Origin of the sequence: Schaedlerella arabinosiphila (assembly GCF_003885045.1) — a bacterium.
GTDB classification, from domain to species: Bacteria; Bacillota; Clostridia; order Lachnospirales; family Lachnospiraceae; genus Schaedlerella; species Schaedlerella arabinosiphila.
Genome location: NZ_RHJS01000002.1, coordinates 1,028,343 through 1,041,256 on the forward strand (window position 1 = coordinate 1,028,343; position 12,914 = coordinate 1,041,256).

The 12,914-nt window shown below is 47.0% G+C and carries 10 protein-coding genes; all 10 read left to right on the plus strand.

The window, feature by feature from the left end; translation table 11 throughout:
• Positions 1-46 precede the first annotated feature (46 nt).
• Genes EBB54_RS05190 through EBB54_RS05235 form a run of 10 tightly spaced genes read left to right on the plus strand, consistent with a single transcriptional unit; the run spans position 47 to position 12,889 of the window.
• Positions 47-892: a carbohydrate ABC transporter permease gene (locus tag EBB54_RS05190; RefSeq protein WP_125130612.1), complete on the plus strand. Its 846-nt coding sequence runs from the start codon at positions 47-49 to the stop codon at positions 890-892.
• On the plus strand, positions 885-1,742 hold the full coding sequence (locus EBB54_RS05195; RefSeq protein WP_125126629.1) for a carbohydrate ABC transporter permease: 858 nt from the start codon (positions 885-887) through the stop codon (positions 1,740-1,742). The genes EBB54_RS05190 and EBB54_RS05195 overlap by 8 nt, the downstream gene beginning before the upstream one ends.
• Before the next feature lie 23 nt (positions 1,743-1,765).
• Positions 1,766-2,734 (plus strand): sugar-binding transcriptional regulator, encoded by a 969-nt coding sequence (locus EBB54_RS05200; protein ID WP_125126630.1) that lies wholly within the window; start codon positions 1,766-1,768, stop codon positions 2,732-2,734.
• Positions 2,728-3,789 (plus strand): alcohol dehydrogenase catalytic domain-containing protein, encoded by a 1,062-nt coding sequence (locus EBB54_RS05205; RefSeq protein ID WP_125126631.1) that lies wholly within the window; start codon positions 2,728-2,730, stop codon positions 3,787-3,789. The genes EBB54_RS05200 and EBB54_RS05205 overlap by 7 nt, the downstream gene beginning before the upstream one ends.
• On the plus strand, positions 3,786-4,847 hold the full coding sequence (locus tag EBB54_RS05210) for a galactitol-1-phosphate 5-dehydrogenase (RefSeq protein ID WP_243127537.1): 1,062 nt from the start codon (positions 3,786-3,788) through the stop codon (positions 4,845-4,847). The genes EBB54_RS05205 and EBB54_RS05210 overlap by 4 nt, the downstream gene beginning before the upstream one ends.
• Positions 4,848-4,862: 15 nt before the next feature.
• A complete protein-coding gene (gene deoC / locus EBB54_RS05215) occupies positions 4,863-5,510 on the plus strand; it encodes a deoxyribose-phosphate aldolase (protein WP_125126632.1) in 648 nt (215 codons plus the stop codon).
• A 5-nt stretch (positions 5,511-5,515) separates the two neighbouring features.
• The gene (locus EBB54_RS05220) at positions 5,516-7,063 is read left to right on the plus strand and encodes a xylulokinase (RefSeq protein WP_125126633.1); all 1,548 of its coding nucleotides are present in this window, start codon (positions 5,516-5,518) and stop codon (positions 7,061-7,063) included.
• Positions 7,064-7,083: 20 nt separating this feature from the next.
• The gene (locus EBB54_RS05225) at positions 7,084-9,600 is read left to right on the plus strand and encodes a glycoside hydrolase family 2 protein (protein WP_125126634.1); all 2,517 of its coding nucleotides are present in this window, start codon (positions 7,084-7,086) and stop codon (positions 9,598-9,600) included.
• A 12-nt stretch (positions 9,601-9,612) separates the two neighbouring features.
• Entirely contained in the window at positions 9,613-11,808 is a 2,196-nt protein-coding gene (locus EBB54_RS05230) for a beta-galactosidase (protein WP_125126635.1), read from the plus strand.
• Between the two features lie 28 nt (positions 11,809-11,836).
• Complete coding sequence (locus tag EBB54_RS05235; RefSeq protein ID WP_125126636.1) at positions 11,837-12,889, plus strand: NAD(P)-dependent alcohol dehydrogenase; 1,053 nt, start codon at positions 11,837-11,839, stop codon at positions 12,887-12,889.
• The last annotated feature ends 25 nt before the right edge of the window (positions 12,890-12,914 follow it).

Consider the following 12,914-nt stretch of genomic DNA (forward strand, 5'->3'; position numbering starts at 1 on the left):
GCAGAATAAAATCTTGCGGCCAAAAGGGAAAATCCTATTTTTATGTATGCTTCCGAGTGTGGCGCTGTTTCTGATATTTACAATCATACCGGTGGGCATGGCGGTTTATTATTCCTTTTTTAACTGGTCGGGCGGAAAGAATAAAAAATTTATCGGCATTGCAAATTATGTACGTTTGCTCGGAGATGACGTATTCCATGACTCTTTAATGAATAATTTTCTTCTGGCAGTGTGCTGTGTGATTTTTCAGGTAGGGATTGCATTCATTATTTCATCCCTGATTTGTTCGAAAATGCTGAAACTAAAAGGGTTTCACCAATTTGCTATTTTTATGCCTGTAGTTTTAGCGCCGGTAGTAGTAGGATTTTTATGGAAAATTGTATATAATCAGGATTATGGATTACTTAATTTCCTGCTTCGGAGTATCAATCAGGAAAGCTGGATAAGGCCATGGCTGGATGATGTGGGGATCGTAATGAAAAGTATTACCGTTCCCATCGTCTGGCAGTGGATCGGGCTGTATGTGGTAATCTTTGTAAGTGCAATGAAAAATATACCGGAGGAGATCTTTGAAAGTGCCGCGTTAGACGGGGCGAATGGAATAAAAAAGGCAATTTATATCACCTGGCCTATGACATTGGATACCGTAAAAATATCAGTGATTCTTGCAGTATCGGGATGTATGAAAATATTTGAGCACATTTATATCATAACCGGGGGAGGTCCCGGAACCGCATCTACGGTTGGCGCGATGTATGCGTACAAAACATCGTTTATCAAGCAGAAGTTCGGATACGGTTCTGCGATTTCCGTAGGGATCATGGTTGTGAGCCTGGTTCTGGTCGCGATGTGCAATATAATATTTGGGAAAGGAAAGAAACGATATGAATAAAGAGATAAGAAAGCGGAAAAAGAAAGGGGCAGGCGCAGTGGTTTCTGCTCTGGTAAATGCGATGATAGCTGCTTTATCGGTGTTCTGTTTGTTTCCTGTTGCCTGGATGCTCTATTCATCCGTGAAAGATGAGGCGGCTTTTAAAAGAAATATAGTAGGTCTGCCTACAGAGTTTCATTTTGAGAACTATTTGGCAGCAATAAAAACTGGAAAAATGGATATTGCATTTGTAAACAGCGTGCTGGTCAGTGTTACGGCGGTAGTCCTTCTGATTTTTATCGCCTTTATGGCCGGCGTGATCTTTGCAAGATACGTTTTCAAAGGGAAAACCCTGCTGTATACGATGTTCTTATCAGGAATGCTGATTCCCGTACACAGCCTTTTGATTCCGGTTTTTATTGAATTAAAATTCTTTTCGCTGATCAATAACCGGTTTGTCCTGGCGCTGATCTACACGGCGTTCGGATTGCCGAAAGCGATTTTTCTGGTAACCACGTTTGCGGCGACAATACCAAGGGAAATCGAAGAGGCAGTGATCATGGACGGCGGAAATACATTTGATATTTTCTTTAAGGTATTTCTGCCGATTTCAAAGCCGGTTTTATCAACGGTTACAATTTTAAGCTTCCTTGATGCATGGAATGAATTTCCATTTTCTCTGATCTTAATGGGAAAGCCGGAGCTTAAAACTCTGCCTATTGCACTGACATATTTTACAGGACAGCATTCCGTACAGTATACTCCGATGATGGCAGGGCTTACTATAGCAACCTTGCCGGTAGTCGTCATCTATTTTATGTTCCATAAAAAGATTATGGAAGGGATGGTGGCTGGCTCTGTGAAAGGTTAGAAAAAAATACAGAGGTGGATATTATGACAAGAGAGCATCTGAAACTGGAAGTCGTTCGATTTTACTATTTTGAAAATTTGAATCAGAATGAGATTGCGAAGAAAATGGGGATTTCACGTTCGTATGTATCGAAACTGCTGATAGAAGCGAGGAAGGAAAAGCTGATTGAGTTTAAAAGCAAAAATCCCTGGCTGACAGAAACGGAAGAAGAACGGATACTGAAAAACCGTTACGGCCTGAAAAAGGTGATGATCGTTTCCAAAGAAGTGAACTGCCGGAGAGAGTCGATCCCTTACGGGAAAGAGCTTGGGGAGAAACTGAACGAATTTTTAAATACGATCTTAAACAATGGAGATGTGATTGGCGTAGCATGGGGAAAGACCATATACGAATGCTCGAAATATCTGTATACGGATACGGCGTTCCGGGATGTGAAAGTGGTGCAGATCTGCGGCGGTGTAAGCCAGAGCCAGAACAGTACATATTCCGGCGAGATCTCTAAAAATTTTGCCGATGCGTTTCATGCCAATTCCTACAGCCTCCCAATTCCGGCTATTGTAGAAAGCAGGCAGTACAAAGAGATCTTTTATCAGGAGCAGGGAATCCGCCAGGTACGGAAGGTTTTAGATGATGTAAATATTGCCATATTTACCGTGGGCCAGTGCAGTATGGACAGCTCATTGGTCCGGTCGGGATATATTACGGAGGAAGGGATTCAGGCGCTGATCAGAGATGGGGCGATCGGAGAGGTGTGCACGCATTTTATCAATCAAAAGGGAAAATGTGTAAGCAGGGAGCTTGATGAGAGAACCGTCGCTGTGCCGATGGAAGAGCTTCAGACATGTGATTTCCGTATTGCGGTCATCCTTGGAAAAGAACGTTTGGAGCCGCTCAGAGCGATTCTGGATGCGGGATATCCCAATGTGCTGATTATTGATGAAGAAACAGCTTCAGTGCTGTTGGAAGAAACAGAAAGGGGAATGGAATGTTAGCGTACTGCTATCGTGATGGAAAGAAGCCTGTTCTGGAAGAAAAAAAGATTCCGGATCTGGGAGAGGATTACCGGGCAATTGTACGGGTTCATGCGTGTTCAATCTGCGGAACAGACATACGTACATACCGCTTCGGCAATTCTAAAATAAAAGAAGGTACTATATTAGGCCATGAAGTTGTAGGCAGGATCGAAAAAATATCAGAGGAGTGGAAGGAGGCGTTTCCCGTCGGAAGCCATATCGCTATGGCGCCTGCCATTGGATGCGGAAAATGCCATAGCTGCCGGGGAGGCCATACGAATATGTGCAGCGGCCTGAAAACAATCGGTTTTGAATACGACGGCGGGTTTGCGGAATATATGGGGATTCCGGGAGAAGCTTTTGAAAGAGGAAACGTATATCGGCTGCCGGAATCCGAAGACGATACGATTTATACCTTGAGTGAGCCGCTTGCATGTGTGATCAACGCCCAGTCTTACCTGAATATTCAGGAGGGGGAGGATGTTCTGATTATTGGCAGCGGTATCATCGGCAGCATGCATGCCGGCCTTTCTTTATATAAGAAGGCGGGGCTGGTTATGGTGGCGGATGTGGCAGAGGGAAGAGTGGAGGAAGTGAAACAGAAGCTTCCGGAAGTAATCGGCATTTGTTCCGGAACGGAAAACCTGAAAAACAGGGTGATGGAATTGACAGGAGGAAAAGGTGCGGATGTCGTAATTGTTGCGTGTTCTGTGGGAAAAGCGCAGGAGGAGGGGATGTATTTGCTTGCACGAAGAGGGAGAATTTCTCTGTTCGGAGGGCTTCCCGGAGAAACAAAGGGATTTATAGACAGCAATCTGATCCATTATAAAGAGCTGTCTGTATACGGAGTACATGCCTCCACACCGAAACAGAACAAAAAAGCAATGGAATACATCCGGGACGGGATTGTTGATGCAGAAAATTTCATCAGTGCTAAGTATCCGCTCAAAGAGATCGAACAAGCTTTTGCGGATGCAGAAAAAGGGCAGATGATGAAAGTGGTGATTACGATGAGTCAGGAGGGAGAGGTTTGAAAGCTGTTAGAATGTATGCACCGGGAGATTTGCGCGTAGAAGAAGTGAAGGACCCCGAGATCGAGGAAGACGAGGTATTGGTGAAAGTGATGGCGGTAGGCGTCTGCGGTTCTGATATCCCAAGGGCAAATAAATATGGCGCCCATGTATCTCCGATTATTCTCGGACATGAATTTGGCGGGATCATTGTAAAGGCAGGAAAAGCTGTAAAAAGGTTTCAGGAGGGGGATCATGTTACCGCGCCGCCCCTGATTCCCTGCATGGAATGCCACTGGTGCAGGAAAGGTCTGTATTCACTGTGCGATCATTATGACTATTATGGGTCAAGAAGAGACGGGGCAATGGCACAGTATATTGCCGTAAAAGAAAGCAATTTGCTCAAAGTAAAGAAAAGCGTGAAGTTTGAGGATGTGGCAACGGCTGATCCCTGTGCCAACGCGCTGCACGCAATGTATAAGGCCGGATTCCAGAAAGGGGATACGGTGTGTATCAATGGGGCGGGAGCGATCGGGCTGTTTGCGGTTCAGTATGCAAAGATCAAAGGCGCAGGCCAGATCGTAGTCATTGATATCTGGGATGAAAAACTGAAAATGGCGAAGGAAGCAGGCGCTGATTTTATCATTAATTCTAAAAAGGAAGACCCGGTTGAAAAAATACATGCTTTGACACAAGGGGTTGGCCTTGATATTGTGATTGATTTTTCCGGTTCGCCGGCGGCTCAGAAACAATGTATCTGGTATGCGGCGAAACAGGGGCGCATCATCTTTTTGGGAATCTCACATCAGGGACTGAACTGGTCGGAAAAAGAAGTGGATTATATCATGCGCGGGGAGCTTACCATCACAGGATCCTGGAATTCTTTTACAAAACCGTTTCCGGGAAAAGACTGGACCGAGTCGATAGAGTTATTTGAAAAATATGGGATGACCTCCAGGAATATAATCAGCCACAGGCTCAAATTGGAAGAGGTTCCGGATATTTTTGTTAAAATCGCGGAAGGAAACTATTTATTCAGTAAGATCATGATTTACCCGAATGGGATTGGGATGGAAGGATAGAGGAGAGTAAAAAGAATGAAAGCAGAGGCAATATGGAACAGCATTGACCATACACAATTGAAACCAGATGCAGGCTGGAAGGAAATCGACCAATTATGCCGGGAGGCTGTAAAATATGGAGCGGCGTCCGTGTGTATCCCGCCATGCTATATTGAACGGGTGAAGGAGGAATTTGGAACACAGATCCAAATCTGTACAGTAATTGGATTTCCGCTGGGATATGCCACGAAAGAGACAAAGGTTTTTGAAGCGGCTGATGCAATGAATAAGGGTGCGGCAGAAATTGATATGGTGATTAATATATCGGATGTCAAAAATAAGGAATTTGACAGGGTTCAGGAAGAGATCTATGCGGTCAGGAAAGCTGTCAGCGGGTGTGTTCTCAAGGTGATTATTGAGACCTGCTATCTTTCGGAGGAGGAAAAGAAAGAGCTGTGCCGGATTATTACTGAAACAGGGGCGGATTTTATCAAAACCTCCACAGGGTTCGGAACAGCCGGGGCCACGATGGATGATATCCGCCTTTTCAAAAAATACATCGGAGAGCGTGTCAGGATCAAAGCGGCAGGAGGAATCAAAACAAGAGAGGCGCTGGAGGGGTATCTGGCGGAGGGGTGTTCCAGGATTGGAACAAGCTCTGCAGTTGCTTTGTTAGAGAGGTGAGAGGATTGGGAAAAGCATTATTGATGGCAGTTGACCTGGGCACGAGTTTTATTAAGAGCGGCCTGTACGATATATCGGGACAGTGTATCGCAGAAGCAATGGAGCCGGTTCGGGATGAAAGGCCGGGGCCGGGGATATTTATCCAGAAAGGGGAAGATTTGTTTGCGTCGGTCCTTGCCTGTATGAAGCAGGCGTGCGCCCGGGCAGAGAATACAGGGGGTACGGTTGAAGCGATTGCGTTTACAGGCCAGATGTCAGGATTTATGGGCGTAGATAAAAACTGGAATGATATTACCACATGGTCCTGTTCGCTTGATTCTAGATATATGCCGTATGCCAAAGAGCAAATGGAACTTCATAAAGAGGAATTTTTGAAAACCGGAGGGACCAATTTTCCGCAGATGGCGCCGAAATACATCTGGTTTAAAGAAGAATTTCCGGAGGAATCAAAAAAGATAAAAAAATATCTGATGATCAGCGGCTACGTGATCGGAAAATTAGGAAAACTGGACATAGACCAGGCTGTAATGGATACTTCCTATGCGTCATGGACCGGGCTGGCGGATATGAATAAAGGCGTCTGGTCGGAAAAAATCTGCGGTTCGATCGGTCTGGAAGATAAATATCTTCCGCGTATGGTTTCGTCAGACTATATCTGCGGCAGTTTGTCAGAGGAATATGCAAAACTGACTGGATTAAAATCAGGTATTCCGCTGGTGGCTGGGGCAGGGGATAAAGTGTCAGGCTGTCTTGGGGCAGCGATCGTAGAACCCGGAGATTCTATATTTGAAGCTTCATCCTACGGGGAGATAAGCTGCTGTGTGGAGGAATACCGGCCGGATATGGAAGAGCGGAGGCTGGACGTCCTGGCCGCCGCAATCCCCGGACTGTATTATGCGACACACTTCGCCGCGGGTTCCGGCATCACCCTGGACTGGGCCGTCAACACGTTTGTGAGAGGCCCGGAGGAAAATTTGAAAGACGCGTTTATCAGGGCGGACCATATGGCGGCGGAAGTATCTCCGGGATGCAGCGGCATGATGGCGGTGGGGCTGCTTGGAGGGAGTTCCATGCCTTTGGATGGAAACCTGAAAGGGGTTTTTATGGGATTCGACTGGAGCCACGGCACGGGCCATTTCTACCGTTCTTTGCTGGAGAGCTTTTCCTATGATTTTTCGCTGGCATTAGACCGTGTCAGAATTTTATATCCGGAATATAAGTGGGATTGTATGAAAATGACAGGAGGAGGGGCAAAATCGAAATTGTGGCCCCAGATCTGCGCAGACATTACAGGGATCACCCATACAACGCTGGACAGAAATGACGTATCCATGTGGGGGGCATCAATTCTGGCCGGGCATGCGGTCGGCATATTCCCGGACATGAAAGAAACGGCAAAACAGTTTGTGAACGACAGAAGAGATTTTGAAGCAAAGCACGATATGGATGAGGTGTATGAGAAACAGAAGCGGATATACAGAGAGTATACGGAAATCATGGGAGGTTTCTGTGAAAAGCTTTCGGCTTCATGTGTGCGATCTGCGGTTTTGTAAAAAGAGGGAGTTTATATAATATGAAGCAGATGAATTTAAACGAAAATTGGAATCTTTGCAGTGCGCCTCTTTTTTGGGATATCACCTTTGCGGACGAGGTGAGAAAAAAAGAAGATGAATGGATGAAATGCCGGCTGCCGGCGGATGTCCGCATGCCCCTGATGGAAAACGGGCTGATTCGTGACCCTGTAAAAGCGGATTATTGCTTTGAATCTGAGTGGATTGAACAGAAATCCTGGTGGTTTCTTAAAACCTTTGAATGCAGTGAAGCGGATCTGGATGCAGAGGTCATCGAACTGGTATTGGAACGGCTGGATACGGATGCTGCCGTTTTCATAAACGGGCATCTTCTCGGATGCCAGAAAAGTGTACATTATCCGTTTGTGAAGGAGATCAAAGAGTATATCCGGCCGGGAAGGAATGAACTCATTGTCCGGGTGACAACGGGACTGGAACATGTGGACGATCAGCAGTTGTCACAGATTAACTGGGCGGTATGCCGGGAGCAGGATAACGGGGGAAAGGACAGAAGTGATTACCGGAGAGCTTTTGTAAGAAGGCCCCAATACACCGTTGGCTGGGATTGGGGGCCGAGGGTTGTCACATGCGGGATAACCGGGGATGTATACATCCGCTGTATGAGTAAAGCGGCCATCCGGCAGATGCATGTGTATACTTCGGATATTCGGGAAGGCCAGGCAGTCCTTTCGGCTTCTGTGTGTATAGAAAATCTGGATATGCTGTCTACCCGGGATTGCAGTATATCTGTCTCTGTCTGCAGAGGGGAAAAACAGGTGGCATCAGAATACAGGGACTGCCTGCTGACCTCCGGGGATAATTATTTTGACTTTGAGCTGAAAATTGAGAACCCGGAATTGTGGTGGCCAAACGGCTGCGGCGGACAGCCTCTGTATCAGGTGGTCTGCTCGATTGAGTGCGAAGGAGTCAGGGATGAGCATCGGCTCAAAGCCGTCGGTATTCGAAAACTGACGCTTGATACTGCGCGCCTGGACGATGAAAACAGAAAATTCCAGATTGTTGTAAACGGAGTTCCCATCTTCTGCAAAGGCGGTGACTGGATTCCCAACGATTCTGTTTATGCCAGGGTCACAGATGAAAAAGTAGAGTATCTCCTAAAGGAGGCAGCAGGCGCTAATTTTAATATGCTGCGCATCTGGGGAGGCGGCCTGTATGAAAGCGACCGGTTCTATGAGTCCTGCGCGGAGAAAGGAATATTGGTATGGCAGGATTTTATGTTTGCCTGCTCTGCTTATCCGGATCATCTGGAATCCTTTCAGGAACTGGTGAGAAAGGAACTGGACTACCAGACAAAACGGCTTGGGAATTATGCGTGTATTGCACTGTTCTGCGGAAGCAATGAGAACCACTGGCTTTTTAATAAATATGACAATCCAAGATGGAATGTAGAATTCAGACACGAAAGGGCACTGGGACTGTATATAACCAACCATATGACAAAGGAAATCATACGCCATAATTGTCCGGAGATTCCATATTGGAACAGTTCTCCTTATGGGGGGCGGCTTCCGAATGACGATACGGCGGGAGATGTTCACCGCTGGCATAACGGCTATATGAGCCAGAACATGGAAGAACGCATTGAACCGAGGCTTTATGACCAGGTGGAATCCAAATTTGTCAGCGAATATGGCTGTATTGGGCCTTGCTGCCTGGAATCGACCAGAGAATATATGGGCGGCCATGCTCTCGAAAGATCGGGAAAAATATGGGAAATGCACTGTAACGTATTCGAGAGAAATACGGTTTTGGCAGGAATTGAGAAGCATTATCTGGATCATGTACAGAATCTGCCTATGGAAGAATATCTTCTTTACGGCGGAATGGTACAGGGGCATATCCTGGGATATTCATTAGAAGCTATGCGCTTTAAAGAGAAATGCTATGGGGCATTGTTCTGGATGTACAATGATACCTGGGGTGAAAATGGATGGACGATTATTGACTATTACCTGAGGAAAAAGATTTCCTACTACTTTGTGAAAAGAGCGCTGTCCCATGTGAAATTCATCATTCGCTTAGAAGAGGGGAATGTGATTTTGATGGGATGCAATGACACTCTGGAGGAAGTCACCGTGACGGGAGAATGGGGATATGTATCATTTGACGGAGCATGCAGAAAAACCGCCCCCCTGACGGTAACGATCCCGCCGGCGACAAGGCTGTGCTGTAAAAAGGAGAAGCTTGCCGGAGAAGATTATAAAGCAGGGATCATGATGTATCTGCCTGGACAAAGCTGCGCAGAAGGCGCATATCTGCAGTTAGAGGATATGAAGCAGCTCAGATTTTCCAAAAATAGGGTGGAAATTCTCTCAGAGAATCAGAAACAGGATCAAACCTGTATTCAGATGACCTGCTCCGGCTTTGCGCATGGTGTATATGTTGCCGGAGATATGGAATGTTCTGATAATTATTTTGATATCCTGCCTGGTGAGATAAAAACAGTTTATGTAAAAAATCCAGAAGGCAGGAAGCTGGAAGTGAGACAGATTTTATAATGGAGGAACTAGATGGATCATACAAAAAAGCTGCAGGAGATTTTTCCCATCGGGACGAAATATTCTGCTTACAGGGACAGGACAGACAGGCATTGGGAAAAGGATTTTTCCAACATGAAAGCCTGCGGTATGGATACGGTCAGGGTTCATGCTACATGGGGAACCATTGAACCGGATGAAAACAGGTTTGACTTTACATATTATGACCGCATTGCGGAGGCTGCCGTGCGCCACGGCCTGAAAGTGATTTTTACGTTATATCTGGTCTGCACGCCGGAATGGGTGTTCGAAAAACATCCAGACAGCAGGTATGTCTCGGCGGGAGAGACTGTATGGACGCCCCATCAGCAGTCGGATGCATCCACCGGAGGCTGGCCGGGACTGTGTCTGGACAGCGAACCCCACAGGGAGACAATCCGGAATTTTTTGAAAGCGTTTACGGAGCACTATAAAGGCAACGAGGATATCATTGCGTTCGATATTTTTCATGAACCGACAGAAGAACCCTCCCAGCAATATTATCAGAATGACTGGAAAGAACTGGTCTATTGCTATTGCGAGTACTCAAAAGAAAAGTTCCGTCGTTGGCTGAAAGAGAAATATGGGAATCTGGAGCGGCTGAATGAGGTGTGGACAAGACAGTATCAGAATTGGGGGCAGGTACAGCCGCCGAGATCCGTAGGCATGTATACAGATTGGCTGGACTGGAAATATTTCCGCGCCGCTGCACAGGCAGATGCCATGAGATTCCTCAGTGATACAATCAAGTCTTATGACGAGGACCGCTGTACGGTTGTACATACGGCCATATACGAGACTGGCCATCCGGTCGTGACGTCCAACGACCATTATCTGTTGGCAGAAACCACAGATATGATCGGCAGTTCCATGTATGACGCCGTGAATCCAGAGATAACCGCATTTGTATGCGATCTTCTGAGAAGCGTAAATCATAACGGCCCTTACTGGATTGGAGAAACAGGTACAGGGGCCGGGCCGATGTATGTATTTGTGGGTGAGCGTACAGAAGACAGCTTTTGCTTTTCTCTGCCTATATCAGGAAAAACGATCAAACGGCAGACCTGGGGACAGATTGCCAGGGGAGCAAAGGGAATCCTGTTTTGGGGCTGGCGTCCGGAATTGTCTACGGTAGAAACGATTTCGCTCGGGTTTACGGAAAGAAATGGCGACTGGACAGAGCGGTGCGATGCGCTGAAAGAGTTTACCGGTCTGTTTGGGAAATATAAAGAAAAGATCGCACGGGCTATGGCCCCGGAGAGCGAGGTGGCTATTTTATATAATCTGGACAGTATCTTTATAGAAGGGCTGGTTTCGCTTGGGACGTCCGGCAGTTGTCTGATTCGAAAACAGAACCGGTTTTATAAAGATTCTCTCGCATTTATGGGCGCTTATAAGCTGTGCATGAAGAATCTGATCCAGCCGGATTTTATAAATAAAGAAAGAGCACAGAACGGTGAACTAGAGAAGTATAAGCTTTTGATTATACCCTATGGAGTGAGCGTCACTTCGGAACTGGGTGCGGCTCTCGAAACATATGTCAAAGGCGGGGGCAGGATTATCAGCGACGGGATGCTGGGGTATTTTACCGACGAGGCATGGGGAGCCGAAATATGCCCTGCGGGAGGTCTGGACCAGGTATTCGGGCTGGATGTGAAAAGCGATTACCAGGTGATCAACGAAGAAAATCTAAAGGACGCAGGCCATGTATATGAGAATATAGCCAAAGTGACAGCAGAACATATGGAGGTGAAGCAGGGAGCCGATGTATTCGCCAGTTTCGAAAACGGCAGGCCGGCAGCGGTATCGAATGGGTACGGCAAAGGAAAAACGGCATATGTGGGAACTCTGTTTTTTGCCAATGCCATGTGGAATTATTCGAAACATACGAATGCGTTTTTTGGGAAGCTGATGGAAGAGGTCGAGTATCGGCCGGCGGCTCAGATATCATGTCCCGGAGGGGAGTTAGTCGAAGTCCGTATGCTGTACGGGGAGCAGGAAGCGTTCCTTTTTGTGATCAACCATGAGAACAAAAGCGCGGAATTTGAGCTTGCTTTTCCATGCTCAGTGTATACGGAGCTTCGGGACATTACAGCAGATAAGACCAGTGTTTTGACGAATGACAGAGCGGTTCTGCGACTGTCCCTGGAAGCAGAAGAAGTGAAAGTATATATGCTGGAGAGACGCTGAAACGAGGTTATAATAGGAGGCAGGAGAAATGGAAGGTATGATGAAAGTGGCTGTAATGACCGGGATTCGTAAGATGGGATTTGAAGAACGCCCGATACCGCAGCCGAAAGAGGATGAAGTCCTGGTAAGATTGGATTATGTGGGGATCTGCGGATCGGATCTGCATTATTACGAGACTGGCGCAATCGGAGACTATGTGGTGGAGCCGCCTTTCGTTCTGGGACATGAGCCGGGAGGCGTGGTTGTGGAAGTCGGACAGGCTGTAAGCCATCTGAAGGTGGGAGACCGGGTTGCATTGGAGCCGGGAAAAACATGCGGGCATTGTGAATTTTGCAGAGAAGGAAAATACAATCTATGCAGGGATGTGATCTTTTTCGCAACTCCGCCCGTAGACGGGGTGTTTCAGGAATATGTTGCCCATGAGGCAGATCTTTGCTTCAAGCTGCCGGATCATGTGAGCACGCTGGAAGGCGCCTTGATCGAACCTCTGGCAGTCGGCTTCCATGCGGCGGTTCAGGGAGATGCGCATCTGGGACAGAAAGCGGTTGTTATGGGGGCAGGGTGTATCGGCCTGGTTTCCATGATGGCGCTGAAGGCGAGAGGTGTGTCGGAGGTTTATGTAGTAGATATTATGGAGAAGCGCCTGGAAAAGGCGATGGAGCTTGGGGCTGCCGGGGTGGTCAACGGCAAAAAGGAAGAGGTGGCTGAAAGAATCAAAGAGCTGACCGGCGGAAAAGGCGCAGATCTGGTGATTGAGACGGCGGGAGCAGAGATTACATCGAAGCAGGCAGTCCAGATTGCCGGAAAGGGCGCTACCATCGTGTTTGTAGGATACAGCCCAACCGGCGAAGTGTCTCTTCCGATGAGTCTTGCGCTGGATAAAGAACTGAATTTTAAAACGGTATTCCGTTATCGGCATATTTACCCCATGGCGATCCAGGCGGTGGCTGACGGAAAAGTCAATCTGAAAGGGATCGTGACAGATGAGTTTTCTCTGGATGAGGCTGATAAAGCAATGGAGGTTTCGCTGAATCATAAGGCGGATATTGTGAAAGCAGTAATCAAAATACACGGGAGGTAAATATCAACGGAGAATCCGCTTCCAT